Source organism: Xanthomonas melonis (assembly GCF_020783655.1).
In the GTDB taxonomy this organism is placed as follows: Bacteria; Pseudomonadota; Gammaproteobacteria; order Xanthomonadales; family Xanthomonadaceae; genus Xanthomonas; species Xanthomonas melonis.
In genome coordinates this window covers 209,209-232,901 of the sequence record NZ_JAJGQH010000009.1, presented here as the reverse complement: position 1 = coordinate 232,901, position 23,693 = coordinate 209,209, and the positions used below count along the sequence as shown (strand labels likewise).

Genomic DNA, 23,693 nt, shown 5'->3' with positions numbered 1-23,693 from the left:
CTCCTGGGGGCTGGGTTGGCTTGGTAACCCCCATCTTCCAGATCAGCCCCGGATGAACAACCTACTGAGAGATCACACCTAGTTCGCGGCCGGCCTGAGGCCTGGGTGGCCGATGCAATCGGGCCGTTACACCGGCATCGAACACGTCCGCGCGGTGCGTCGGCCGCCACGCTGGCTGCCCCAGGGAGTGCCGTCGTCACGAACGCAATCGGAACATGCCTGGGTGCGAGGTCGTTTGAACACGCGACCGCCCGATGGGCGATGCCGGCCGGGGTCCGGGAGGCAGACGTGCGCAGCTGTTCCTCCTGGCGTCACCTGCCCTTGCGAAACGCCGTGGCGCGCAGCACACACGCCACACGGTTTCATTGCCTGTCGCACAACACCGCCACCTGCCCGAACACGCGTTTCATCGCGCTCGCCGTACAACGTCACTACCCTTACGCGGAGGCCGTCATGCGCCAACTCCCTGAGTTATCCACCGTCCCGTCGCTGGATCTGAATCGCTATCTGGGCACCTGGTACGAAATCGCCCGGCTACCGATACGTTTCGAGGATGCCGATTGCACCGATGTGTCGGCGCATTACTCGCTGGACAGCGATGGCGGCGTCCGCGTGCAGAACCGCTGCCTGACCGCGTCTGGCGAGCTCGAGGAAGCGCTTGGTCAGGCGCAGCCCATCGATCGCACCTGCAGCCGACTGGAGGTGACTTTCCTACCGGAGGGACTGCGTTGGATTCCCTTCACCAAGGGCGACTACTGGGTGATGCGGATCGATGCCGAGTACACCACGGCACTGGTCGGCAGCCCCGACCGCAAGTACCTGTGGCTGCTGGCACGGTTGCCGCACCTGGATGAGAACGTCGCGCAGGCCTACCTGGCGCATGCGCGCGAACAGGGCTTCGATCTGTCCCCCCTGATCCACACCCCGCACACGGGAAAACTGACCGAACAGCCGCTGCCGTGAGTCTGTCTATTCACCTTCAGCCCGAACGGTGCAGGTACCCGGCAGACGCTGGCCTGCCTCGGAGAACATTGCCGTAGAACAGGGGGCAGGGCAGGTCACGCGCCCCAGTCGACCTCTGCGTCCGTCCTGCTCCGCCCCCTGTTCCGATGACGCATCCTCACCCGTTCAACGTGTCCAGATCCTTCGCTGCTGCCTGGGCGGCTTCCAGGCTGTCGAACGCGACGCCGGTGTCGCCGACCACGTACTTGATGAGCTCGCCATCGCGCGTGGTTTCCTGCATCTTGAAGATCGGTACCGCGTCGGTACCGCCGACGCGCTCTTTTTGCGTTGTCATGGTCGTTCTCCGGTGAGGGACTGGGCGCAACCGGTCTGGCCCGCCAGCCCGCAGACTGCGTGCACGCCATGACCCTAGCGCGCGCGCGCGTGCGTGAGCGTGAATCCAGCGCTTCGGGCCGCTACCGGCCAGGCACGGCACGGCGACCGGAAGGAATTCATCATCAATTCGCAGCGGTGACGCGCGCAGCGCACGCGCGTGTCGTACATTCGCGATGTGCAGGCTCATCCGTCCCTATCTGTGGTCTCCATCACATCGCGCCACGTGTGCGGAGGTCGCTGCGTGGCCGCATCCGACGCGGCGCCGGCGCTGCGTACGCGTCATCCGCAGCATCGGCGCGCCGGGCTTCGGCAACGCCTGCGAGTGCTCCGGTGAAGCGCCAACGCATCATCCGGCTGACCGTGCTGCTGGTGGTGCTATGCGCCAGCCTGCCGGTTGGCCTGTCCTATTACCTTGCGTGGCGTTTGGCGCTGTCGCGGGAGGAAAGCAGACTGAGCCAGTTGGCAGCGCTGTCGATCCGGCGCACCGACGCCGCCTTTAAGGAAGCGCATGCCGTGCTGGTCGGCATGGCCAGCGCGAAGGCGCCGCCATGTTCGCCTGCGCATCTGGCGCAGATGCGCGCGTTGGTCCTGACCAGCCCATACATCGTGGAACTGGGGCACTTCCGGCAGCGCCGCCTGCGCTGTACCTCGTGGGGCAAGCTGCCCAAGGGCATTCCGCAGACTCCGGCGGATTTCGTGGTCCGTAGTGGTATCTCGGTCACCACCCGATTGCGTCCGCTGGCCAATCCGCAGCATTCGCTGATGGCACTGCAGCTGGGCGATTACAACGTGCTGATCAATCCGACCACGCTGGTCGATATCAATGTCCCGGCCGGCCGGCAGTTGGCGGTCGGCACGCCCGATGGGCACATCCTCAGCAGTACCGGCGCCGCAGCCGAGCAGCTGCTGGTGGCCACGCCGATGCAGGCCGGGACGGCCGACGTCGCACAAGAACAAGTGCTGCACGGACGCGATCGGCGGGGCGATTGGGCCGCCGTGGTCACCGCGCCGGCCGCCTCGCTGCGCGGGCCGTTGGCCGCAGCGCGCTTGCAGGTGGTGCCAGTGGGCATCGCGGTGGCGGTGTTGCTGGTGGCGTTGGTGCTGTGGGTGTCGCGGCGGCGGTTGTCGCCGCTTGCCCGGTTGCGGGTGGCGGTGCGGCGCGGCGAATTCGTGGTGCACTACCAGCCGATCATCGCGCTGGACAGCGGCGCCTGCGTCGGTGCCGAGGCGCTGGTGCGCTGGCAGCAACCCGATGGCGTGCTGGTATCACCGGACGCCTTCGTTCCCCTGGCCGAGGAGAGCGGCCTGATCCTGCCGATCACCGATCTGGTGGTGGCCCAGGTGGTCCGCGAACTCGGCCCCACCCTGGCAGCCGATCCGACCCTGCATGTGGCCATCAACGTCTCGGCCGAAGACATCAAGAGCGGGCGCGTACAGTCGCTGCTGGCCGAGGCGCTGCGAGACACCGGCGTGGACAGCGGGCAGCTGTGGGTGGAAGCCACCGAACGCAGCCTGATGGATATCGAAGCCGCGCGCGCCACCATCACTCACCTGCGCGGCGCCGGCCACACGGTGTCGATCGACGATTTCGGCACCGGCTATTCGAGCCTGCAGTACCTGCAGGGCCTGCCGCTGGATGCGCTGAAGATCGACAAGTCGTTCGTGGACACCATCGGCACCCATTCGGCCACCAGCGCGGTGACCGCACACATCATCGACATGGCCAAGACGCTGCGGCTGCGTACCATCGCCGAAGGCGTCGAGCGCCAGGAACAGCTCGACTACCTGCGCGCGCATGGCGTGGACCTGGCCCAGGGCTGGCTGTTCTCGCGTGCCCTGCCGGCACTGGGTTTCATCGCCTACCACGCGCGTGCGCGCAGCGCAGCGCCGCGCGACCGGGCCGGCATGGTCAAGCGCGGCTGACCGCCTCGGCAATGGCGAACGCAGGTACCACCGGCCTCGCGTTCGCGCCCGTCGCGCACTGCTCTGCGCGATGGGCAGCGCTACGACTGCGCCCACGCATCGCCCGGTGCCGACGATCGCCGCTCGCGGGTGTCGGTGCGCATACGCACAGGCATGCACCCCGCGCTGGCCGCAGACCCGCCCCGGTCGCCTCGCTCGCGACACGACCACCGGGCACGCAGGCGCCATGAAGAAGGCCGCCAACGGCGGCCTTCGGTGCATCACGCGCCCTGCAAGGCAGCACTGCGCTGCCGTGCCGGCCGGGGCCGGCTGGGGAAGGCATGCCGTACGATCCGCCACATCACCTGCCCGAACTGCCGCGGCAGCGAGCCGGTGTTGTAGTGCTGGCCGTAGCGGGCACAGACCTGCTTCACCTCCACCGCAATCTGCGCATAGCGATTGGCCGGCAGGTCGGGATAGAAGTGATGCTCGATCTGGTGGCTCAGATTGCCCGACAGTACGTTCATCAGCTTGCCGCCGGTGAGGTTCGACGAGCCGCGCAACTGCCGCAGGTACCAATGGCCACGCGATTCGTTGCGGATCGATTCCTTCGGGAACACTTCCGCATCGGCGGTGAAATGGCCGCAGAAGATGATCACGAAGGTCCAGATGCTGCGCAGCACGTTGGCGGCCAGGTTGCCCAGCAGCACGGTCAGGAAGAACGGGCCGGCCAGCGCCGGGAACACGATGTAGTCCTTGAGCATCTGCCGGCCGATCTTGCGGCCGACCGGCAGGAACGAGGCGCGCAATTCGGCGGTCTTCATCTTGCCGGCGAACCAGCGGCCCAGGCGCAGGTCCTGGATCGCCACGCCCCATTCGAACAACAGCGCGAATACCACCGCGATGAAGGGCTGCAGCAGGTAGAACGGGCGCCAGCGCTGTTCGGGAAAGATGCGCAGCAGGCCATAGCCGATGTCGTCGTCCATGCCGCGCACATTGGTGTAGGTGTGGTGCTTGAAGTTGTGCGTCTTACGCCAGTTGTCGCCGGTGGCGACGATGTCCCACTCGTAGGTGTTGCCGTTGAGCTGCGGGTCGCCCATCCAGTCGTACTGGCCGTGCATGACGTTGTGACCCAGCTCCATGTTCTCCAGGATCTTGGACAACGTCAGCAGCAACACGCCGGCGATCCATGCCGGGATCAGCACGCTGTGCACGAAGGCGCCCAGGAACAACAGCGCACGGCCGGACACGCCGGTCCACCGCACGGCGGCCACGATGCGGCGGATGTAACGCGCATCGGCGGCGCCCACCTGGCTCAGCACGCGGGCGCGAATGGCGTCGAGTTCGTCGCCGAAGGACTGCAGTTCGGCAGCAGACAGGGCGCGGTTATGGACTCGGCTCATGAGGATTCCTTACAGATCCAGGATCAGGTCGGTGCTCGGCGCACTGATGCACAGGCGCACCTGTGCGGTGGGTTCGTTGCTGCGCTCGCCGGTCAACAGATGGCGCGTGGTGCCGGATTGGCGGGCGCAGGCGCAGCTATTGCAGATGCCCATGCGGCAGCCATGTTTCGGGCGCAGGCCGTGTGCCTCCAACCCTTCCAGCAGCGACTGGCCGCGCGGCAGGGTCAGGGTACGGCCGCTGCGTGACAGCTGGACCTGCACCTGCCCGGCATCGGCTTCTTCCAGTGCCGGCACGCTGAAGGCTTCGGCCTGGAATGCCGCCACGCGTCCGTGCAGGCGTTCGCGCGCGGCCTGCACGAAGCCACCCGGACCGCAGGCCATCACATGACGACGCGGCAGCTCGGCAATCTCGTCCAGCGCATGGGTATCCACTCGGGCTGCCGGTGCGACACCCTCCCGGGTGGTCAGCAGGCGCACGCGCAGGCGCGGATGCGCCGCGGCCAGTGCCTCGAACTCGTCCATGAAGCAGGCTTCGTCGCGCTGGCGGACCCAGTACAGCAGGTCCACGTCCATCGGCATGCCGGCCTGCGCGGCCGCCCGCAACAGCGCCCGCATCGGCGTGATGCCGGAACCGGCAGCCAGCAGCAGCAAGGGCGTCGGCGCCGCCGGCAGCAGCATGTCGCCGAAGGCCGGGTCCAGCGAGACCACCGTGCCAAGTACGGCATCGTGCGCCAGGTAGCGGCTCACCTGCCCGCCCTCGATCGCCTTGACCGTGACCGCCAGGCGGCCGTCGTCCAGCACGGTCGGGCTGTAACTGCGCAGCAACCGGCGGCCATCGATCTCCACGCCCAGACTCACGTGCTGACCGGCCTGCAGGCCCCGCCAGTGCCCGTTGGGCCGCAGCACCAGGGTGACCGCATCGCGGCTGGCCGGCACGCGCTCGACCAGGCGCGCCATCGGCCGCTCCAGCGTCCACAGCGGATTGATCCGGGTTGCCCAGAAGTCGAACAGCTGCGGCGACACCAGGCGGCGCGCCAGCCGTGCGGGCAGCGGGGACTTGGACTTGGCAGTGTGTTCCAGGCTCATGGAGCGCACTATACGCATGCATGCACATGCGTGTATACACTTGTATATTGACGAAGCGGCTATGATTCAGGCCCACACCCGGCTGCCGTCACATGACCTCCATCGCCCTGCCTTCCCACGACGCGCCGCCGTCACGCAAGCCGGCGATCTCACGCGAGGACCTGATCGCCGCGGCCCTGTCGCTGATCGGGCCGCATCGCAGCCTGTCCACGCTGAGCCTGCGCGAGGTCGCGCGCGAAGCCGGCATTGCGCCCAACAGCTTCTATCGGCAGTTCCGCGACATGGACGAGCTCGCCGTGGCGCTGATCGACCTGGCCGGGCGCTCGCTGCGCACCATCATTGGCCAGGCCCGCCAGCGCGCCACCTCCACCGATCGCAGCGTCATCCGCGTTTCGGTCGAGACGTTCATGGAGCAACTGCGCGCCGACGACAAGCTGTTGCATGTGCTGCTGCGCGAAGGCGCGGTGGGTTCGGACGCGTTCAAGCAGGCAGTGGAGCGCGAGCTGACCTACTTCGAAGACGAGTTGCGGGTGGATCTGATCCGCCTGGCGGCCGCCGACAATGCCACCTTGCACGCGCCGGCACTGGTGTCCAAGGCGATCACCCGCCTGGTGTTCGCGATGGGCGCGGTGGCAATGGATCTGCCGCCGGAAAAGGACCCCGAGCTGATCGAGCAGATCTCGCAGATGCTGCGCATGATCCTGACCGGCGCGCGCACCTTGGGCACGCACGGCGGCTGAGCCAGTCGATCGCCGCGCCCGGCCGTGATCGCCTCTGGTTACGATGCAAGAACGCACGCAACTATGCACATCGCGCGGTTGTGCGTGCTGGTCGCATGTGGACGCCGGCACGCGCCGGCATCTGCCTGAGACGGCCGACCTCGGCCACGACTCGGCCTGGCCCGACGCGGTGGCGGCGCCGCTGGATCCTGCATGCCGGCATGACCCGCGTCGCGTGCAACACTTTTCGCAAGGCATGCTCATGCGCTGCTCGTCGGCGTGGCGTGCGTAACGCATATTTTCAATCCGGATGCATCGTCGAGATTATCTAACGCATCCATTCAGTCGCCGCTGTGGATTTCTCGTGCCATCGAAAAATCATCGATTATTTTTCATAAAGTGCTTGCATAAGAAAAATCAAGCAGGTAATGTTCGCGCCCTACGCAGCGACGCCTGCATCCAGACCGATTGATTTTCATGCACACCAGCCACCTCACCACGTTCGATCGACTGCCCGGCGCTCCACGCGCTGCAGCGATTGCACGCATGTCCAAGCGCGATCTGCGCACCACGACCGGCTGATGTCCTGATTCAAGGAGATCGGCCACCCGATCTCCGAGGCACGCGAACGCCCTCGGATGCTGCATCCAGGGGCGTTTTTCGTTGCGCGTTCGTCCCGCTCCTGTGAATGACCATGACGGAAACCCGGGCAGGGATTGCCCGACAACAGGGATGTTGTCATGCCGCGAGGCGCGAAAGCGCTGTGCCCAGGTTTCGGGCACGGGCGGCACGTGGTCATGCACTTATCGAATTACCGTTTGAATAAAACGGTGATCGGAATCATTGCGAAGAAAATTCAGCGGCCTGGTATTTATCCAGCCGGTGCGCGCGGCCATGCCGTGGCGTATACCGAACTCTTTCCGATGTTTCTGTCTTGGGTACGGCTCCTGGAGGAGTAGCGGCGCAATCCGCAGGGCCGGTTCGATTCCGGCATACCCCCACTGGATAGCTCAGACGGTTAGAGCAGCAGATTCTTAATCTGTCGGTCGCGGGTTCGACTCCCGCTCCAACCATGACCTGTCACGTCATGCAGCACGGGACGCAAGTCCCATCAGGAAACGCCCTTGCCGGGTTGCGCGGGAGCAGTGCATCGCTCGATCGCACGCGGCAGCGGCAGCGTCGCCGGGCCTGCGCCCTGGACGTGCCCTGCCCCGCCGCCCACCCGCCGTCGCATTGGATCGCGCCGGCAGGCCCAACGCGGTGGCATGCACCGACAGCGCGCCGCGCTTCCGCTGCGCGGCCGTGACGGGCGTTTCCACCTTCTTACGCCGCGTTGCATCGGCACCGACCTCGCCATTGTCCGATCCGGATGGCGGAGCCGTATTCCACGGATCGGACCACCAGAGCCAAACCAAGGAGCAATGCCATGTTCTGGACCAAGAGGGTCGTGATCGGTGACGGCGAGCGCGGCCTGGTGTATCGCAACCGTCGGTTCGAGCGCGTGCTCGAACCCGGCGTCTACCGCATGTTCGACCCGTTGGGTCGCACCGACATCACCGTGCACGCCACCGGCAACGGCAATCACGTCGGCCGCGAGGCGGACATGTTGATCGCTACCCTGGGCGCCACATTGGCCCAGCACTGCGTGCTGGCCGACATCGGCACCGCGCAGGTTGGCCTGCTGATCCGCAACGGCAAGCTGGATGAGGTGCTGGCGCCGGGAACGCGGACGCTGTACTGGCGCGGCGCCGCGGCGATCGAGGTGCAGCCGCTGTCGCTCGGCGATGGGCTGCAGGTGCCCACCGACGTGCAGCGCCGCCTGCGCCAGCTCGGCATCCTGTCGCGCGTGGCGATCGGCATGGAGGTTCCCGCCGAATCGCTGGGGCTGGTTTTCGTCGACGGCAAGCTCATGGCTCCGTTCGGGCCCGGCGCGTATGCGTTCTGGAACTTCCAGAAGAACGTTGTCACCGACGTGGTCGATCTGCGCGTGCAGTCGGTCGAAGTCTCCGGGCAGGAACTGCTCACGCGCGACAAGGTGTCGCTGCGCGTGAACCTGGCGGCCAGCATGCGCGTCACCGATGCGGTGGCAATGCGCACGCGGGTGGCCAAGGCCGGCGACTACCTCTACCGCGAGCTGCAGTACGGTTTGCGGCGCGCGGTGGCGGCCAAGACGCTGGACGAGTTGCTGGGCGACAAGGCATCGCTGGATGCCGACATCTTCGGCTACGTGCGTGGCAGCCTCGGCGGCTTCGGCATCGAGGTGCTGGGCGTCGGGGTCAAGGACGTGATCCTGCCGGGCGAAATGCGCGAGATCCTCAACGCGGTGGTGCAGGCGGAGAAGCAGGCGCAAGCCAACGTCATCCGCCGCCGCGAAGAAGCCAACGCCACCCGCTCGCTGCTCAACACGGCCAGGCTGATCGACGAAAGCCCGGTACTGATGCGGTTGAAGGAGCTGGAGGCGCTGGAAAAGGTCACCGAGAAGATCGACAAGCTCACCGTGTTCGGCGGCCTGGACGGCGTACTGAAGCAATTGGTGACGATCCGATAGTCATGCAGGCGTGCGCCGGGGAACCGTCGCACGCCTGCGCAAAGGAATGAACAATGAGTACTTCACAACACTTCGAATTCCTGCATGCCGAGGGCAGCGCCACGCCGATCAAGGGTTGGGTACGCGGCGTGCCACTGGAGGCGCAGGCGCATGCACAGTTGCGCAACATCGCCGCGGTTCCGTTCGTCGGCCCGTGGGTAGCGGTGATGCCCGACGTACACCTGGGCAAGGGAGCCACCGTAGGCTCGGTGATCCCGACCCGTGGCGCCATCATCCCGGCAGCGGTTGGCGTGGACATCGGCTGCGGCATGGCTGCGGTACGTACCACCTTGCGCGCCAGCGACCTGCCGGACAGCCTGGTGCAGCTGCGCTCCAGCATCGAGCGCAGCGTACCGGTGGGCAACGGGCGCGGCGGCGAGCATCGCTCGCTGCCCGACAGCATCCAGACCCGCATTGCGCAATCCGGGCTGGTACAGAGGCTGGACGCGATCAAACAGCAGCACCGGCGCATCCGTACCGACAAGCTGGAATGCCAGATCGGCACCCTGGGCGGTGGCAATCACTTCATCGAGATCTGCCTGGACGAGACCGATGCGGTGTGGGTGATGTTGCACAGCGGCTCGCGCGGGACCGGCAACCTGATCGGCACCTACTTCATCGAGCGCGCACGCGAGCAGTTGGCGCATCGTGTGCTGGGCTTCCACCTGCCCGACAAGGACCTGGCGTTCTTCCTGCAGGGCGAGCCCTTGTTCGACGAATATGTGGAAGCGGTGTCGTGGGCGCAGGACTACGCCCGCGAGAATCGCGAAGCGATGATGGCGCGGGTGCTGGCCGAGATGCGTCACCGCCTGCCCAGGTTCCAGCTGGAAAAGCTGGCGGTCAACTGTCACCACAACTACGTGCAGAAGGAAACGCATCACGGCGAAGAGCTGCTGGTCACCCGCAAGGGCGCGGTCAGTGCCCGTGCGGGCGAGCTGGGCATCATTCCGGGCAGCATGGGCACGCGCAGCTACATCGTGCGTGGGCTGGGCAATGCGGAGAGCTTCCACAGCTGCAGTCATGGCGCCGGACGGGTGATGAGCAGGACGGCCGCGCGTGCACAGATCACGCTGGCGCAGCACCGCGAGGCCACCGCACATGTGGAGTGCCGCAAGGATGCCGCGGTGATCGACGAATCGCCGGCAGCCTACAAGTCGATCGATGCAGTCATGGCCGCACAACAGGATCTGGTCGAAGTGGTGCACACCTTGCGCCAGGTGGTCTGTATCAAGGGGTAAGCGAGGGCCGCGCCTGCGGCCCTTGCTTGTTCTGACATCTCAGGCGGACCCATCCGCACGCGTGTGTAAGCAGTTCAGCCATGTCGCGGAGCCGCTCACATCCGCGCACATGCGTTTCACTCCGGCCTCGCCAAGGTTGCTCCACATCGTGGCCTGCACCGCCAGGACGCATCCAATCAGACAAGCAAGCCGGAGGCGATATGACGAATCTCGACAAGCAGGAACGCAAGGCTGAGGCACAGGATTTGAATCGTGATCCGATCACCGGGACGCCTGGCTCGCATCCGGTCGGCGTCGGCGTCGGCGGTATCGCCGGCGGCGCCGCTGCAGGCGCGTTGGCGGGCACCGTGTTCGGTCCGCTCGGCACCTTGATCGGCGCTGCGGCGGGCGTGGTTGCCGGTGCTGCTGCGGGCAAGGGAGTGGCCGAGCGCCTGGATCCCACGGTGGAAGCCGAATACTGGCGCCAGGAATACCGCAATCGACCGTACTACAAAGAGGGCACCGATTACGATCGCGACTATGCAACCGTCTATGGCTTCGGCCTGCAGGCGCGGGAAACGCGCCCTACCAGCACCTGGGAAGAAACCGAAGCCACGTTGGCCGGCGAATGGCCGCGAAACCGCGGTCAGTCGCGCCTGGAGTGGGACGATGCCCGCCTGGCCGCACGCGACGCCTGGGAACGCGCCGATCGTACCCATACCGTCTACCGCGACGGCGATGTGCATTACTCCGATCGGCTCGATAGCGCCAGCTACCGCGACGCCGACTACTCCTACGACGACTATCGTCCGGCCTACCGTTATGGAATGCAGGCGCGCCAACTGCACGTCGGTCGCCAGTGGGACGATCGCCTGGAACGCGATCTTGGCGATGGCTGGGATCGGTTCAAGGCCAATTCGCGCCTGAGTTGGGAAAAGGCCAAGCATGCTGTGCGCGAGGCATTCGATTCGGATCGTCACGATGAAGCATCGCGCCGTTATCCCAGCGACACGCGCATGTGACATCCGCTGACCTGCAATAGCACTGACTGAGACGGGCCCTAAGGGGCCCGTTTCATTGCGCGACCCGGTGGTCGGCAACGTTGATGTCGAATGACTCCTGTAGCGAGATGGAAGGTGGAACCTACCGGCCTCGCCACCGATCGCAACGCAATGCTGTCGCAGCTCTACTTCAACGCCAGATACAAGCCCAGCACGATGATGGCGACGACGATCAGACTGAGGATCACACGCCCGCCCCTCAGTTCCAGCAAGGCATGCCACCACACGCGGGCCTCGGGCGTACCGCTTGCTTCCTGCGGCTTACGACGACTGCTTTCGCTGTCCTGCATCCTGTTTACTCTCTCCATTACGTCCGTGCCTACCTTAACGAATGCACGTTACACAGGTGTAGAGCGGTTCAGAATCTTCCGTAAATTGCGGCGTCGCACGCCATGTCCGCGTAGAGTCATCTGCGGGCGGCAGCCCGGCCATACGCGTGTGGTGTGCCGATGTCTTGCGCACGGGCTACGCGCGCACCCACGCATGACAGCGAAGAGAAAGCTGACTAGTTAAGCACGCAGGGCCAACACATGGCGTTGTAGTCGGGTTCGATGATCATCCGTTGACATACCCGCAGTTACCCTGCAGGTCAAGTTTGTTTACGTCGGAACACCCCAAGCCATGAGCAGAGATCCATCCGTCATCGATGTCCAAGCTGAAATCGCGCACTGGCAGGCGCGACATGCCCAAGGCAATCTGGGGACAGGCAAGTTCAGTGAGTTATCCCCTGTGGTCAAGATGGCCTGCGATATCTATCTGCAGGCGCCACGTTCCAGCGACCAGGAGCGGCTGCGTCTGTTTCGCGACCGTCTGGAACATCATTTCATTTCGTCCAGCACGCAATCCAACTACGAACAGTTGGCGACCGACTGCTGGCAACGCTTGAGCACACGCAACAGCTGAACATGCAAGCGTTGGATTGTGGTGAGCAAGAGCCGTTACTCAATGGAGATCGTCATGAAAACCCCGTACCAAGTGCAGCAGGAGCTGGAACGACTGGAGCGGCTGGTGCCGCACATCATCAGCGACCAGGGCGACCGCGCGGAGGAAATCCTTGGCTTCCACGTCGCCAGCCTGCTCGGTAGCGCGCCCAACAGCGAGCACGCCCTGATTCGCGAGCGCACCGCACGCATGGCGCGCCAATGCCGCACTGCGCAGGATGCGGTACGAACACCACCCAGACCCTTGAGCGTTGGCCCCATTGCCCAACCGCAGTGGGCCTGACCGAGGCACTCCCGGAGCCGCATTGCGGCTCCTTTGCATTCCACCGCCGGCAGATCCCGGCGCACCCAGGACATCCATGAAATCCACTCTTGCTACTGCTTCGCTGTTGACCGCCCTGTTCCTTGTCGGCTGCGACCGCCCCGGCGGCGATGCCTCGCGCACCGCCCCGGCGGTCTCGCCCGAGCCAACCGCTGCGCCCGTATCCGGTAGCGGCGCGACCGAGCTGGCCAAAGGCGATGCCGGCGCGCTGGGCGTGCTGGCCGCCATCGACGAAAGCGAAATCGCCCTGGCCAAGCAAGCCATCGAACAGGATCTGGGCGGAGCCACCGGGCCATTCGCCGAGCAGATGCTGCACGATCACCAGGCCAACCTGGAGAAGACCAAGGCGCTGGGTGCAACCGACAGCCCCCGTGCCGAAGCGGTACGCGCCAAGGGCAAGGCGGCCGTGGATGCGCTGGCCAAGACACTCACCTTGCCCGATGGCAAGGATGCCTACCGCAATGCCTTCATGCGCACCATGGTCAGCGACCACGGCGACACCATCAAGATCATCGATGCCGAACTGCTGCCGGCCGCAGAAAGCGCACCCGTCAAACAACACCTGGAGGAGACCCGCCGCGCGGTCTCGGCGCACTTCGAACGCGCGCATGCGGTGTCTTCTTCGAGGTAACCCGCCTGGTACGCTGTCGATCGACGCGCGCCCCGCCTGGCCGGCGCGCGTACGTCCTGGCGCAACGCCCCGATATCGCAACCTGCCGACAGGGCAGTGGCATTGACGTTATCGCGTCGCTGCACACCGCCCATGCAGCGGCCCTGATCGCCGGCTTCACTCTGCCTGTGTCCGCCGTGGCCTATGGTGCAGCATCGACCCGCCCAGGACCTGCGCATGCGTTTGCTCATCACCGGTGGCACCGGCTTCATCGGCCAGGCCCTGTGCCCCACCTTGCTGGGTGACGGCCACCAGGTCAGCGTGCTGACCCGTGATGTAAGCCGAGCCCAGCGCCACGTGCCTGGCATCACTGCCGTGGACAGCCTGGATGGCGTGCAGGCCGATGCGGTCATCAATCTGGCCGGCGAACCGTTGGCTGCTGGCCGCTGGAGCGATACGCGCAAGCAACGCTTCCGCGCGTCGCGGCTGGGCACCACGCGCCTGCTGCACGACTGGATCGCGCACCAGCCCCAGGCGCAGCGCCCGGCGGTGCTGATCTCCGGCTCGGCGGTGGGGTATTACGGCGAGCGTGGCGACACCGTGCTGACCGAAGCCGATGGCGCAGGCGACGACTTTGCGGCGGTGCTGTGCCGCGATTGGGAAAGCGAAGCGGCGCGGATCGCCGCGCTGGGTCCGCGGGTGAGCTGGGTACGTACCGGTATCGTCCTGGACCGCGACGGAGGTGCATTGGCGCGCATGCTGCCGGCATTCCGGTTCGGCGGCGGCGGGCCGTTCGGCGACGGCCGCCACTGGATGAGCTGGATCCATCGCGCCGACATGGTGGCGCTGCTGGTCTGGTTGCTGCAGCACGGGCAGGCCGGTGCCTACAACGCCACCGCACCCAACCCGGTCACCAATGCGCAGTTCGCCCACACGCTGGCCGAGGTGCTGCATCGCCCGGCGCTGCTGACGCTGCCGGCCGCGCTGCTGCGGCTGGGGTTCGGCGAGATGGCCGAGCTGCTGCTGATCAGCCAGCGTGTGCTGCCGCAGCGCGCGCTCGATGCAGGATTTGGCTTCCAGTACCCACAGCTGGACGCGGCCCTGCGCGCCATCCTGCAGCGCTGAGCTCCGGTCCCGGCCATCTGCCCAGCGCGGGCCAGCCAGAGCCGGCACAGCCGCAGCGCCGCTCGGCGGGCGAACATGCACTAATGTTTGACTAACGACCATCTCCGACAATGGTGCGTATCTCGGACCGGCCCCATACGCGGCGGAATTTTCATGCACCTGCTTCTGGTCGAAGACGACACCATGCTGGCCAATGCCATCTGCGAGGGTGTGCGCCAGCAACGCTGGACCATCGATCACGTCGACAACGCCAGCGCAGCCAAGACCGCGCTGGTGGATCACCGCTACACCGCGGTACTGCTGGACATCGGTCTGCCTGGCGAATCCGGGCTGGCGGTCCTGCGCTTCCTGCGTGGCCACTACGACGCCACCGCGGTCATCGCGCTGACTGCACGCGGACAGCTCACCGACCGCATCCGCGGCCTGGATGCCGGCGCCGACGACTACCTGGTCAAGCCGTTCCAGTTCGATGAACTGATGGCGCGGCTGCGCGCGGTCATCCGGCGCAGCCAGGGCCGGGTGGTGCCACTGCTCGGCCAGGGCGATGTCAGCGTGGACCCGAGCAGCTGCAAGGTCACCAAGGCCGGCAAATGGGTAGCGCTGAGCGTGCACGAGTACCGCCTGCTGCTGGCACTGATGGAGCGCGCCGGGCGGGTGGTCACCAAGGACCAGCTGGAAGAAGCCGTGTATGGCGGCCCCTCGGAGGGCGGCAGCAACATGATCGCGGTCTATGTGCACCAGCTGCGGCGCAAACTCGGTGACGAACTCATTTCCACCGTCTATGGCCAGGGCTACATGATCGGCAAGGCACCGGAATGAGGTCTCTGCAGGCGCGCATGCTGGCGGCGCTGGCCGCCATCGTCCTGCTGAGCTGGTCTACCTCGCTGTGGATCCTGGTCGCCCTGGTCACCCAGGGACATCACAGCATGTTCGAACAGGAACTCAACCTGCTTGGCGATCAGTTGGTCAGCGTGCTGCCCGACACCTTGCAACACCGCTTCGACAGACCCGCAGCACCTCCTGCCGAGGCCAACACGGCCGCACTGGACGACGATGTCTCCTCGCGCATGAGCTTCAAACAGACGCTGATTGCAATGGTGCTCAACACGCTGCAGCTGGGCATCCTTGGCCTGCTGGTGTGGTGGGCGGTGCGCACGTCGTTGAGGCCGTTGCACAGCGTGTCGGCCGCGATTGCACAACGCACCGGCCTGGACACCGAGCCGGTACCGCTGGATCGGGTGCCGGACGAGATCCGTCCGCTGATCGATGCGTTCAACACCCTGCTGGCCCGCCTGGAAAAGGCCGTGCAGGCCGAGCGCGACTTCGTCGCCGATGCCGCGCACGAACTACGGACACCGCTCTCGGCGCTGCACACCTATGCAGAAGTGGCACTGCGCGCCCCCACGCTACAGGCCAAGGACGCAGCGCTGCAGCGGTTGCTGGAAACTGCGCGTCGCAGCAATCGGCTGGCCGAGCAGTTACTGGATCTGGCACGGCTGGATGCCGGCATCAGCTCGACGGCGTATCAACGCGTGGAGATGGGGGAATTGATCTCGCATGTGCTCGACGAGTTCAGCGTGCAAGCCCACGCACGCGAGATTGGTCTGCGCATCGCGGCCGCGCCCTGCCTGCTGCGCTGCGATGTGGATGCGGTCGGCATCCTGATCCGCAATCTGGTCGACAACGCCATCCGCTACGGACGCACACGCGGCCTGGTGGAGGTGAGTTGCGGCTATTGCCTGCGCGCCGACATTCTGCATCCGTTCGTGCAGGTCAGCGACGACGGTCCCGGTGTGCCGGAGGTGGCGCGCGTCTCCGTGTTCGAGCGGTTCTACCGCGTGCCAGGCAGCCAAGTGCAGGGCAGCGGCATTGGGCTGTCGCTGGTGGCGGGCATTGCACGCCTGCATGGCGCAACGATCGAGACCGGCGAGGGCAACGATGGGCGCGGCTTCTGCGTGCGCGTGGTATTTGCCGGCGACAGTAGCCCCACCGCGCGCTGAACCCGCCACGCACACGGCGCGCATGCCGGTCGTATCCAATAAGTTCCCAAACCTGTCTGTCTAGAGTGCAGTTACCGCAAGCATCCAGGATGCCTGGTGATGATGCACTCGCCCCGTCCCACCCCAATCGCAGGTTCCCGTCCGGCGCTGTCGACGCTGCACAGGGCGGCCAACGACAACCCGATCGCCACTGCCGGCGATCCACTTTCATTGGCGGATTTGCGCTGCGGCCGCATCGGCATCCGTAACCGCGACGTCTGGTGCGCGCTGCCGGACATCCGCAGCGCGCGCAAGCAGCGCCGCCTGCAGCGCTGGGCCACGCGCGGCGGGCTATTGGCCGCGTCGGGCATCGCCTTTGCGTTGATCCTGGTCTATGCGCTGCTGCACTGAAGCCGGCATCCGCACCGCTGGCGCCCGCCCCCGTTCGATTTTTCCCACAGGCTCGTCATCATGTCCCAGCGTCTCATTCGTTGCTGCACGCTCGCCCTCGTCGGCCTGACCCTGTTCGGCTGCGCCAGCACCGGCCCGATGCCTTACCGCCAATTGGCCTCGTCCAGCTATCTGCGCCCGCACGACGGCAGCCGTGGCAATCGCATGCCGTATGCCTACCAGAGCGAGGTGGATTGGTCGCGCTATCGCGCCGCCATCATCGAGCCGGTCGCCATCTACCGCGGCCCGGATGCGCAGTTCGAAAACGTGCCCGAGCAGGACAAGCGCATGCTCGCCGATGAGATGCAGCAGCACTTCGGCAACGCCATCGCGCGGCGCTGGCGCCCCACGCTTTCGGCCGACCGCGACACCTTGCGGATACGCATCACCCTGACCGGCGCAAAGCCCAGCAAACGCGTACTGGGAACCTTGATGAAGGTGGACCTGGGCGGCGGCTCCTACAACGTGGTGCAGGCCGCACGCGGCAAGCAAGGCGCATTCTCCGGCTCGGTGAGCTACGCGGTGGAGATCTTCGACGCGCAGACCGATCGCCTGCTCGCTGCGTATGTCGAAAAGCAGTACCCAAGTGCCATGAACATCAAGGCCAGCCTGGGCGCCTATGACGCTGCAAAGGCAGGGATTCGCAAAGGTGCCGAGCAGTTGGTCGAGGGGCTGGAGTAGGTGGGAATCGGGAATCGTGGTGTCGCAACGGTGCTGCTCCCTTCTCCCGCCGGGAGAAGGTGCCCCGCAAGGGCGGACGAGGTGACGCGCTGCGCGCTGCATCATCGCTACAACGGCAAGCTCCGTGCGTTGCCCTCAGTTCAACTCTTCCGCTGAGAAAGCACGTCGGTAACGACGCGATGGCTGATGTTTTGCTCTGCGAAGATGTCGGTCCGCCGCAGCGCATTCATCACCCTCGGCCACAAAAAACCGGCGCTGTGCGAACAGCGCCGGTTTTTTGAGATGCCGCCTGCGGCACGACGCCTCAGCGCGTGACCCGCTTGGCTGCCTTCTTGCCCACGGCCTTGCGGGCGGCGGTGGTCTTGGCCACCGCACGCGTTGCCGGGGTCTTGGTCACCTTGGCGGCTTTCTTCAAGGCGGTCTTGGTCGCCGTTTTCTTCAGCGGTGCTTTCTTGATCGCCGCCTGCCTGGTGGCGGTCTGCTTGGCCACTGGCGTCTTCTTGGCGGGGCTCTTTGCCGCCGAGGTCTTGACCGCTGCCGATTTGGCGGCCGCCTTCTTGGCCGCCGTGCGCGCACCCACCGTCGCCACCGCAGTCTTGCGCGCGGCTTTCCTGGCCGCGGTCTTGGCCGTCAGTGCGGCCGCTTCGGCCTTGGCGTTGGCCTTGGCAGTCTCCAGCTTCTGCCTGGTATTGGCCTTGGTGGCCGCAATCTTCTTCTTGGCTGCGGCACTGGTCTTGCTCAGCTTCTGCTTGGCAGCGTCCGTGGTCGAAACCAGCTTCTGCTTGGCAGCATCCTTGGTGGCAACCAGCTTGTCCCTGGCAGCGTCCTTGGTCGCGCCCAGCGAGCGCTTGGTCCTGGCGACGCTGCGCTTGACGGCGCCGGCCGCTTCGCCGGCCTTCTCGACCACCCGCTGCTCGGCCTGGACTACCGCCTTGCGTGCCTTTGCGACCCGCGTCTTGACCTCTTCCACCGCTGCGCCTGCCGCTTCCTGCGCAGTGCTCACCGCTTCGCTGGTGCTGCTGGCGAGAGTCTCGGTCAGTTCGGTTGCGCTGCTCTTTACGCTCTCGACGGCGTCGGACAGGGTTGCCGTCACACCATTGCCGTTGCTCATAGACCCTCCTTCAGGGCATCAGTGCGAAAAACGCGGGCGATGCGGGCGAGCATGCATATGCTGAACAGGCATCGGATGAAGCGGACGCTACGCCGGGCCACACGGGCTGTCAACGCAACCGCATCCCCCGCCGCAGGACGCTTTCACCGGCAGTTAAATTGCCGACTGGCACTCTCGTTCAGCTTGATTTACGCAGTCAGACACCCTATTCCTTCTCCACCGCGCAACTCCGGAATCCGTTCCATGCGACCGCTTCCCACCTTGCTTACGCTTTCCCTGGCCGCTGCGTTCGGCGGCTTCGCCGCAACCGGCATCAATGCCTGGCTGGACAACCGTGCCGAAGCCACGCCTTCCGGCAACGCCACCTTTAGCTTGCCGACGGCGGCCGCATTGCCGGCTGCCGTCGCCGGACAACCGGTGCCCTCGCTGGCGCCGATGTTGCAGCAGGCGATGCCGGCGGTGGTCAGCGTCAACACCAAGCAGGTGGTGCGCGTACGCAATCCCTTCTTCAACGATCCGATCCTGCGCCGGCTGTTTCCGGAGATACCGCAGGACCGCATCAACGAATCGCTCGGCTCGGGCGTGATCATCGATGCGCAAAAGGGCTATGTACTGACCAACCACCATGTCATCGAGAATGCGGACGATGTGCAGGTCACGCTCGGCGACGGTCGCACGGTCAAGGCCGAGTTCATCGGATCCGACGCCGACACCGATATCGCGCTGATCCGCATCAAGGCCGACAAGCTCACCGACATCAAATTGGCCGACAGCAACCAGCTGCGTGTCGGCGACTTCGTGGTGGCGATCGGCAATCCGTTCGGTTTCAGCCAGACCGTCACCTCCGGTATCGTTTCGGCGGTGGGTCGCAGCGGCATCCGCGGGCTGGGCTATCAGAACTTCATCCAGACCGATGCATCGATCAATCCCGGCAATTCCGGCGGCGCACTGGTGAACCTGCAAGGGCAACTGGTGGGCATCAATACCGCCAGCTTCAATCCGCAGGGCAGCATGGCCGGCAATATCGGCCTGGGCCTGGCGATCCCGTCCAACCTGGCGCGCAGCGTGGTGGAGCAGTTGGTGACCAAGGGCGTGGTCGTGCGCGGCACGCTGGGCCTGGAGACCCAGAACCTCACTGTGCAGATGTCCCAGGGCCTGGGGCTGGAATCGCAACGCGGCGCCTTGGTGACGCGCGTGCTGCCGGGGTCGGCCGCCGCTGCCGCCGGCGTGCAGCCGGGCGATGTGGTGGTGGCTGCCAACGACCAGCGCGTGGACAGCGCCGAAGCGCTGCATAACTACGAAGGCCTGCAGGCGGTCGGCAGTGCGGTGACGCTGGACATCCGTCGCGATGGCAAACCGCTCAAGCTCAGGGCCACCTTGAAGGAGCAGGACCGTACGGTCACCGGCGACATGCTGGACCCGCGGCTGGGCGGCGCCACGTTCACCGACCTGCCCGAATCGCTGCGCCAATCCGGCATTACCGGGGTCATGGTCAGCGAGGTCAAACGCGGCGGACGCGCTGCCGCCAACGGCCTGGTGTCCGGCGATGTGATCGTGGCCAGCAGCGTGGGCGAGGTCGCCGACCTGGCCACCTGGCGCGCCAACTTCCAGCGCAAACCGCAGCAGCTGGTGGTACGGATCCTGCGCGGCAATGCGCAGTACGACGCACTGATGCGTTGACGGCATGTGCAGCCGCCGCCGATCCCACTAACACCTCCTACACCCCCCCGATGCTATTGCTACCGCACGACCCCACGCGAGTGGCGGCTGCCATCAACGACTGAAGGAGATACCACATGAGCCCCACCAATACCGAACAGCTGAAGGAAAACCTGAGCGAAGCCGGCAGCCACCTGAAGTCCGCTGCCAGCGCCGCCGGCGAAGCCGTCAAGGGCGCGACCAGCGCCGCCGGCGACGAACTCAAGCTCGGTCGAGCCAACGTCAAGGCCGAGCTGTCCGATACCGCCCTGGCCGGCATGGCCGCTGCCGAGTTCGGCGGCGCCGCAGCCAAGGAGCAGATGGACGTCCTGGTCGCCAAGGGCAACGATCTGCTCGATAGCGCCACCGATCTGATCCGCGAACGTCCGCTGGCCGCATTCGGCGTGGCATTCGCCGCTGGCTGGGTGATCGCCAAGCTGGCACGCAGCAACGACAACTAAGCCGTGAGCGATCAGGCTTCCACAGCCGCCGGGGCCGACGCGCCGGACGCGCGCGAGACGACGCCGGGGCTGGACGAGAGCGTTCGCGCAGTTGGCGCTGCCGGCCGCGCCACCCTGGGTTCGGCCAAGGACACCAGCCGCGCGTTGCGCCGGCTGGTGTCGGCCGACCTGCAGTTGGCGCGCAGCGCCTTTGGCCGTGGCCTGGCCTGGGCCTGCGTGGCGGTGGTGTTCGGTGCGTCGTCGTGGCTGTTGCTTGCCGGGGCGATCATTGCATTGCTGCAGCGCGCGGGGCTGTCGTGGTTCCAGGCGATGTTCTTCACTGCACTTGCCAGCCTGTTGGTGACCGGCATCGCGGCGTGGCGCGTGTTCTTCTATTTCGACCACACCGGGATGAACGCCACACGTCGGCAGTTGATCAGGCTGGGCATTTTCGACGACAGCAACGGCGATGAGGACGCAAACGCGTCGCACGCCAGTGGAGGACGCGCATGAAATTCGGCACCTTGCGTCAGCGCGTGGAGCGCGCTGAATTTCTGGTCGAGGGCCGAGCGCAGGAGACGCGCGCGCACTGGGGCGAATTACGGCAGACCTGGCGGGCTGGGTGGTCGCCGCTACGGATTCTCACGGTCGGCTTCGGGCTGGGCTTTGTCACTGGTCGCAACGAGCCGCAGGCCGCGCTGGGCAGCATCGCCGGCAAGCTGGGAGGCATTCCCAAGATTCTGCAGATGATCAGCACGATCTCCGCACTGTTTACCGCGCACCGTGCGCAGGAGGCCTCCGAACAGGCCGAGCGCGCTGCCGACAATGCCGAAGAAGTGGCGGCCGATCCACCGGTGACGGTGGTGCAGGTGCCGGTGGAACGCGCGGCCTGAGTCAGCGCGATAGTGGGGTTCTGGTGACGGCAGTCGCCGGGACCGCCGGCCGGTCGCACGGTGACATCGAACACACGGTTCCTGTGCGCGCCGTTGACGCAATGTGCCGATAATGACGCTCCGCTGGCAGCATGCCAGTCCGCCGCCAGGGTGCGCATGTCTCTTTCCGTCGATTCGCTGGACCCTGCCGCACCGGCAGATCCACTGCCGCCACCGCCGGCGCCGCGCCCCCGCGCACCCGCTTCACTGGTCGTGCTGGCGACCCTGGCGGTCGGTTACACGCTATGGGCAGCGCAGACCATCATCCTGCCGATCATGCTGGCCGCTTTCTTCGCGCTGATCGGCAATCCCATCCTGCGTGGACTGCGCAAGCTGTACATCCCGCGTTTCCTGGGTGCATTGCTGGTGCTGTGCCTGGGACTTGCCGCCACTGCTGCGTTGGCAGTGCAACTGGCTGGGCCGGCATCGGAATGGGTGCAGCAGGCGCCGCGGCAGATGCGCCAGATCGCGCGCGACGTGCGTGATTTCACCAAACCGGTGATGCAGGCCAACCAGGCCGCAGAAAACTTTGCCCGTGCTGCCGGCGGCGGCCAGCAACGCGGCGTGCAGATCGTGCGCACCCAACTGGACGACCCGTACAAGGCGCTGGTGCGCACGCCCAAGCTCGCTGCTTCGGTGCTGGCGGTGGTACTGCTGACCTTTTTCTTCATGGTCTATGGCGAAAGCCTGCAGCGGCATGCGATCGCCCTGCTGCCCAACCGGCAGCAGCAACGCTTCACCACCGAGATCATGCTGGACATCGAGCGCGAGGTGTCGCGCTATGTGCTCACCATCAGCGTGATCAATACGCTGGTGGGCCTGGTGTTCGCCGGGATCCTGTACGTGCTGAAGATCCCACTGCCCGAGGCGCTGTTGTGGGGCACGGTGGTGGCGCTGCTCAACTTCGCGCCCTATGTCGGCCCCTTGATCGGGGTGATGCTGATGCTGCTGATGGGATTCGTGGAATTCCGCAGTACGGTCTCCTCGCTGCTGCCGGCGATCCTGTATCTGGCGTTGCATACGATCGAAGGACAGGTGGTCACTCCGATCGTGCTGGGCCGCCGCATGGCGATCTCGCCGCTGATGCTGATCCTGGCACTGATGTTGTTCGGCTGGCTCTGGGGCATGGTCGGCCTGTTGCTGGCGGTGCCGCTGCTGGTGTGCATCAAGATGGTGCTGAGCCGGGTCGAAGGCATGCAGCGCTGGGCGAGGCTGCTTGAGTAGCCGGGATTGGGGGTTGGGCATTCGGGATTGGTAGAGGCAACCGCGCAGTTGCCGTTGCCCGATCCTGATTCCCCAATTCCGGCGCAAGCCCGTAAAATCTTGCGATGAGCTTCCACGTCCGCGCCATCACCCTCGACCTCGACGATACGCTGTGGCCGTTTGCACCGATCGGTGCGCGCATCGACCAGGTGTTGTATGAGTGGATGTGCGAGCACAGCCCGGCGACCGCGCAGCGGTTCCCGGTGGACGCGATGCGGGAACTGCGCGAGCGCAGCTTTGCCGACAATCCGCAGCTGCATCACGACCTCAGCGCATTGCGCCGGCTGACGCTGGAAATGGCCTTGCGCGAAAGCGGTGGCGATCTGGCACTGGTGGAGCCCGCCTATGAGGTGTTCTATGCCGCACGCAACCAGGTGGAATGCTATCCGGATGCGCTGGACGCGCTGGCGCGGCTCGCCCGTCACGTGCCGGTGGCCGCGCTCAGCAACGGCAATGCCGACCTGCAGCGCATCGGCCTGATGCATCACTTCGTCTTCCAGCTGGGCTCGCGCGAGCACGGCTGTGCCAAACCGGAGGCAAGCATCTTCCTGGCGGCCTGCGCGCGCCTGGAGGTACCGCCGGCCCAGGTGCTGCATGTGGGCGACCACGTCCGCATGGATGTACTGGGCGCGCTCGATGCAGGGCTGCGCGCGTGCTGGATCAATCGTGACGGCGCGCCATGGCCGCACCCGACCCAGCGGCCGGACCTGGAGTTCGACAGCCTGACCGGGCTGGCCGAGTGGCTGGATGCCCAGTACCCGAACCCCGACGCCGCACGCGACGGCCTCTGTCTTCCCGCCTGAGTTCACCCCGCCGGCGCACGGCGCC

At 65.9% G+C, this 23,693-nt stretch carries 25 protein-coding genes and 1 tRNA gene; 21 read left to right on the top strand and 5 right to left on the bottom strand.

Translation table 11 applies throughout. The features are described 5' to 3' along the window. The first annotated feature begins 453 nt into the window (after positions 1 to 453). On the top strand, positions 454 to 963 hold the full coding sequence (locus LL964_RS11220; RefSeq protein WP_104587815.1) for a lipocalin family protein: 510 nt from the start codon (positions 454 to 456) through the stop codon (positions 961 to 963). A 157-nt stretch (positions 964 to 1,120) separates the two neighbouring features. Here LL964_RS11220 and LL964_RS11215 read toward each other — a convergent pair whose 3' ends face one another. Next, positions 1,121 to 1,297, bottom strand: a complete 177-nt coding sequence (locus LL964_RS11215) for a hypothetical protein (RefSeq protein WP_104587654.1) — start codon at positions 1,295 to 1,297, stop codon at positions 1,121 to 1,123. Positions 1,298 to 1,668: 371 nt separating this feature from the next. Here LL964_RS11215 and LL964_RS11210 point away from each other — a divergent pair, with 371 nt between their 5' ends. Further along, complete coding sequence (locus LL964_RS11210) at positions 1,669 to 3,261, top strand: EAL domain-containing protein (RefSeq protein ID WP_104587655.1); 1,593 nt, start codon at positions 1,669 to 1,671, stop codon at positions 3,259 to 3,261. Between the two features lie 260 nt (positions 3,262 to 3,521). Here the strand turns inward: LL964_RS11210 and LL964_RS11205 are convergent, their stop codons facing one another. Together LL964_RS11205 and LL964_RS11200 are read right to left on the bottom strand one after the other, a co-directional pair. After that, entirely contained in the window at positions 3,522 to 4,643 is a 1,122-nt protein-coding gene (locus LL964_RS11205) for a fatty acid desaturase family protein (protein WP_104587656.1), read from the bottom strand. Between the two features lie 9 nt (positions 4,644 to 4,652). Further along, on the bottom strand, positions 4,653 to 5,729 hold the full coding sequence (locus LL964_RS11200) for a ferredoxin reductase (protein WP_104587657.1): 1,077 nt from the start codon (positions 5,727 to 5,729) through the stop codon (positions 4,653 to 4,655). A 92-nt stretch (positions 5,730 to 5,821) separates the two neighbouring features. Between LL964_RS11200 and fabR the strand changes: the two genes are divergently transcribed. The 5 genes from fabR (at position 5,822) to LL964_RS11175 (ending at position 11,274) form a co-directional block, all read left to right on the top strand. Next, positions 5,822 to 6,469: an HTH-type transcriptional repressor FabR gene (gene fabR, locus LL964_RS11195; RefSeq protein WP_104587658.1), complete on the top strand. Its 648-nt coding sequence runs from the start codon at positions 5,822 to 5,824 to the stop codon at positions 6,467 to 6,469. A gap of 981 nt (positions 6,470 to 7,450) precedes the next feature. After that, positions 7,451 to 7,521: transfer RNA gene (locus LL964_RS11190), tRNA-Lys, on the top strand. A 353-nt stretch (positions 7,522 to 7,874) separates the two neighbouring features. Then, complete coding sequence (locus LL964_RS11185) at positions 7,875 to 8,996, top strand: slipin family protein (RefSeq protein WP_104587659.1); 1,122 nt, start codon at positions 7,875 to 7,877, stop codon at positions 8,994 to 8,996. 53 nt (positions 8,997 to 9,049) lie between these two features. After that, positions 9,050 to 10,273, top strand: a complete 1,224-nt coding sequence (locus tag LL964_RS11180; protein ID WP_104587660.1) for an RtcB family protein — start codon at positions 9,050 to 9,052, stop codon at positions 10,271 to 10,273. A gap of 200 nt (positions 10,274 to 10,473) precedes the next feature. Next, the gene (locus tag LL964_RS11175; protein ID WP_104587661.1) at positions 10,474 to 11,274 is read left to right on the top strand and encodes a hypothetical protein; all 801 of its coding nucleotides are present in this window, start codon (positions 10,474 to 10,476) and stop codon (positions 11,272 to 11,274) included. Positions 11,275 to 11,438: 164 nt separating this feature from the next. On the opposite strand, the gene LL964_RS11170 is transcribed toward LL964_RS11175, so the two are convergent. Beyond that, positions 11,439 to 11,603, bottom strand: a complete 165-nt coding sequence (locus LL964_RS11170; protein WP_167395345.1) for a hypothetical protein — start codon at positions 11,601 to 11,603, stop codon at positions 11,439 to 11,441. Between the two features lie 331 nt (positions 11,604 to 11,934). Here LL964_RS11170 and LL964_RS11165 point away from each other — a divergent pair, with 331 nt between their 5' ends. The 8 genes from LL964_RS11165 to LL964_RS11130 all read left to right on the top strand — a co-directional run bounded on the left by LL964_RS11165 (position 11,935) and on the right by LL964_RS11130 (position 17,421). Beyond that, on the top strand, positions 11,935 to 12,216 hold the full coding sequence (locus LL964_RS11165) for a hypothetical protein (protein ID WP_104587662.1): 282 nt from the start codon (positions 11,935 to 11,937) through the stop codon (positions 12,214 to 12,216). A gap of 54 nt (positions 12,217 to 12,270) precedes the next feature. After that, positions 12,271 to 12,537 (top strand): hypothetical protein, encoded by a 267-nt coding sequence (locus tag LL964_RS11160; protein ID WP_167395346.1) that lies wholly within the window; start codon positions 12,271 to 12,273, stop codon positions 12,535 to 12,537. A gap of 76 nt (positions 12,538 to 12,613) precedes the next feature. Next, the gene (locus LL964_RS11155) at positions 12,614 to 13,207 is read left to right on the top strand and encodes a DUF4142 domain-containing protein (protein ID WP_104587664.1); all 594 of its coding nucleotides are present in this window, start codon (positions 12,614 to 12,616) and stop codon (positions 13,205 to 13,207) included. A 216-nt stretch (positions 13,208 to 13,423) separates the two neighbouring features. Further along, positions 13,424 to 14,311 carry a TIGR01777 family oxidoreductase gene (locus tag LL964_RS11150; protein ID WP_104587816.1) on the top strand — a complete coding sequence of 296 codons (888 nt, stop codon included), beginning with the start codon at positions 13,424 to 13,426 and terminating at the stop codon, positions 14,309 to 14,311. A 153-nt stretch (positions 14,312 to 14,464) separates the two neighbouring features. Continuing rightward, positions 14,465 to 15,130 (top strand): response regulator transcription factor, encoded by a 666-nt coding sequence (locus tag LL964_RS11145; RefSeq protein WP_104587665.1) that lies wholly within the window; start codon positions 14,465 to 14,467, stop codon positions 15,128 to 15,130. Beyond that, positions 15,127 to 16,311: an ATP-binding protein gene (locus LL964_RS11140; protein ID WP_104587666.1), complete on the top strand. Its 1,185-nt coding sequence runs from the start codon at positions 15,127 to 15,129 to the stop codon at positions 16,309 to 16,311. The genes LL964_RS11145 and LL964_RS11140 overlap by 4 nt, the downstream gene beginning before the upstream one ends. Positions 16,312 to 16,410: 99 nt before the next feature. After that, complete coding sequence (locus LL964_RS11135) at positions 16,411 to 16,701, top strand: hypothetical protein (protein WP_104587667.1); 291 nt, start codon at positions 16,411 to 16,413, stop codon at positions 16,699 to 16,701. Positions 16,702 to 16,761: 60 nt separating this feature from the next. After that, the gene (locus tag LL964_RS11130; RefSeq protein ID WP_167395347.1) at positions 16,762 to 17,421 is read left to right on the top strand and encodes a DUF3313 domain-containing protein; all 660 of its coding nucleotides are present in this window, start codon (positions 16,762 to 16,764) and stop codon (positions 17,419 to 17,421) included. A gap of 304 nt (positions 17,422 to 17,725) precedes the next feature. On the opposite strand, the gene LL964_RS11125 is transcribed toward LL964_RS11130, so the two are convergent. Next, positions 17,726 to 18,532, bottom strand: coding sequence for a histidine biosynthesis protein HisIE (locus LL964_RS11125; RefSeq protein WP_104587669.1), 807 nt, complete (start codon positions 18,530 to 18,532; stop codon positions 17,726 to 17,728). A gap of 243 nt (positions 18,533 to 18,775) precedes the next feature. On the opposite strand from LL964_RS11125, the gene LL964_RS11120 reads away from it, so the two are divergent. The 6 genes from LL964_RS11120 to LL964_RS11095 all read left to right on the top strand — a co-directional run bounded on the left by LL964_RS11120 (position 18,776) and on the right by LL964_RS11095 (position 23,668). Next, a complete protein-coding gene (locus tag LL964_RS11120; protein WP_104587670.1) occupies positions 18,776 to 20,212 on the top strand; it encodes a Do family serine endopeptidase in 1,437 nt (478 codons plus the stop codon). 116 nt (positions 20,213 to 20,328) lie between these two features. Then, complete coding sequence (locus LL964_RS11115; protein ID WP_104587671.1) at positions 20,329 to 20,691, top strand: hypothetical protein; 363 nt, start codon at positions 20,329 to 20,331, stop codon at positions 20,689 to 20,691. A 3-nt stretch (positions 20,692 to 20,694) separates the two neighbouring features. After that, complete coding sequence (locus LL964_RS11110) at positions 20,695 to 21,183, top strand: hypothetical protein (protein WP_104587672.1); 489 nt, start codon at positions 20,695 to 20,697, stop codon at positions 21,181 to 21,183. After that, positions 21,180 to 21,563 (top strand): hypothetical protein, encoded by a 384-nt coding sequence (locus tag LL964_RS11105; protein ID WP_104587673.1) that lies wholly within the window; start codon positions 21,180 to 21,182, stop codon positions 21,561 to 21,563. The genes LL964_RS11110 and LL964_RS11105 overlap by 4 nt, the downstream gene beginning before the upstream one ends. Positions 21,564 to 21,719: 156 nt before the next feature. Further along, entirely contained in the window at positions 21,720 to 22,826 is a 1,107-nt protein-coding gene (locus LL964_RS11100) for an AI-2E family transporter (RefSeq protein WP_104587674.1), read from the top strand. A 104-nt stretch (positions 22,827 to 22,930) separates the two neighbouring features. After that, complete coding sequence (locus tag LL964_RS11095) at positions 22,931 to 23,668, top strand: HAD family hydrolase (RefSeq protein WP_104587675.1); 738 nt, start codon at positions 22,931 to 22,933, stop codon at positions 23,666 to 23,668. Positions 23,669 to 23,693 lie beyond the last annotated feature (25 nt).

What these genes read in the sequence shown, in the direction of transcription:
- LL964_RS11175 (WP_104587661.1), top strand. Translation starts at nt 10,474, where the DNA reads ATGACGAATCTCGACAAGCAGGAACGCAAGGCTGAGGCACAGGATTTG.
- LL964_RS11140 (WP_104587666.1), top strand. Translation starts at nt 15,127, where the DNA reads ATGAGGTCTCTGCAGGCGCGCATGCTGGCGGCGCTGGCCGCCATCGTC.
- LL964_RS11150 (WP_104587816.1), top strand. Translation starts at nt 13,424, where the DNA reads ATGCGTTTGCTCATCACCGGTGGCACCGGCTTCATCGGCCAGGCCCTG.
- LL964_RS11115 (WP_104587671.1), top strand. Translation starts at nt 20,329, where the DNA reads ATGAGCCCCACCAATACCGAACAGCTGAAGGAAAACCTGAGCGAAGCC.
- LL964_RS11105 (WP_104587673.1), top strand. Translation starts at nt 21,180, where the DNA reads ATGAAATTCGGCACCTTGCGTCAGCGCGTGGAGCGCGCTGAATTTCTG.
- fabR (WP_104587658.1), top strand. Translation starts at nt 5,822, where the DNA reads ATGACCTCCATCGCCCTGCCTTCCCACGACGCGCCGCCGTCACGCAAG.
- LL964_RS11160 (WP_167395346.1), top strand. Translation starts at nt 12,271, where the DNA reads ATGAAAACCCCGTACCAAGTGCAGCAGGAGCTGGAACGACTGGAGCGG.
- LL964_RS11130 (WP_167395347.1), top strand. Translation starts at nt 16,762, where the DNA reads ATGTCCCAGCGTCTCATTCGTTGCTGCACGCTCGCCCTCGTCGGCCTG.
- LL964_RS11145 (WP_104587665.1), top strand. Translation starts at nt 14,465, where the DNA reads ATGCACCTGCTTCTGGTCGAAGACGACACCATGCTGGCCAATGCCATC.
- LL964_RS11215 (WP_104587654.1), bottom strand. Translation starts at nt 1,297, where the DNA reads ATGACAACGCAAAAAGAGCGCGTCGGCGGTACCGACGCGGTACCGATC.
- LL964_RS11100 (WP_104587674.1), top strand. Translation starts at nt 21,720, where the DNA reads ATGTCTCTTTCCGTCGATTCGCTGGACCCTGCCGCACCGGCAGATCCA.
- LL964_RS11170 (WP_167395345.1), bottom strand. Translation starts at nt 11,603, where the DNA reads ATGCAGGACAGCGAAAGCAGTCGTCGTAAGCCGCAGGAAGCAAGCGGT.
- LL964_RS11155 (WP_104587664.1), top strand. Translation starts at nt 12,614, where the DNA reads ATGAAATCCACTCTTGCTACTGCTTCGCTGTTGACCGCCCTGTTCCTT.
- LL964_RS11120 (WP_104587670.1), top strand. Translation starts at nt 18,776, where the DNA reads ATGCGACCGCTTCCCACCTTGCTTACGCTTTCCCTGGCCGCTGCGTTC.
- LL964_RS11185 (WP_104587659.1), top strand. Translation starts at nt 7,875, where the DNA reads ATGTTCTGGACCAAGAGGGTCGTGATCGGTGACGGCGAGCGCGGCCTG.
- LL964_RS11180 (WP_104587660.1), top strand. Translation starts at nt 9,050, where the DNA reads ATGAGTACTTCACAACACTTCGAATTCCTGCATGCCGAGGGCAGCGCC.
- LL964_RS11200 (WP_104587657.1), bottom strand. Translation starts at nt 5,729, where the DNA reads ATGAGCCTGGAACACACTGCCAAGTCCAAGTCCCCGCTGCCCGCACGG.
- LL964_RS11165 (WP_104587662.1), top strand. Translation starts at nt 11,935, where the DNA reads ATGAGCAGAGATCCATCCGTCATCGATGTCCAAGCTGAAATCGCGCAC.
- LL964_RS11095 (WP_104587675.1), top strand. Translation starts at nt 22,931, where the DNA reads ATGAGCTTCCACGTCCGCGCCATCACCCTCGACCTCGACGATACGCTG.
- LL964_RS11135 (WP_104587667.1), top strand. Translation starts at nt 16,411, where the DNA reads ATGATGCACTCGCCCCGTCCCACCCCAATCGCAGGTTCCCGTCCGGCG.
- LL964_RS11205 (WP_104587656.1), bottom strand. Translation starts at nt 4,643, where the DNA reads ATGAGCCGAGTCCATAACCGCGCCCTGTCTGCTGCCGAACTGCAGTCC.
- LL964_RS11125 (WP_104587669.1), bottom strand. Translation starts at nt 18,532, where the DNA reads ATGAGCAACGGCAATGGTGTGACGGCAACCCTGTCCGACGCCGTCGAG.
- LL964_RS11220 (WP_104587815.1), top strand. Translation starts at nt 454, where the DNA reads ATGCGCCAACTCCCTGAGTTATCCACCGTCCCGTCGCTGGATCTGAAT.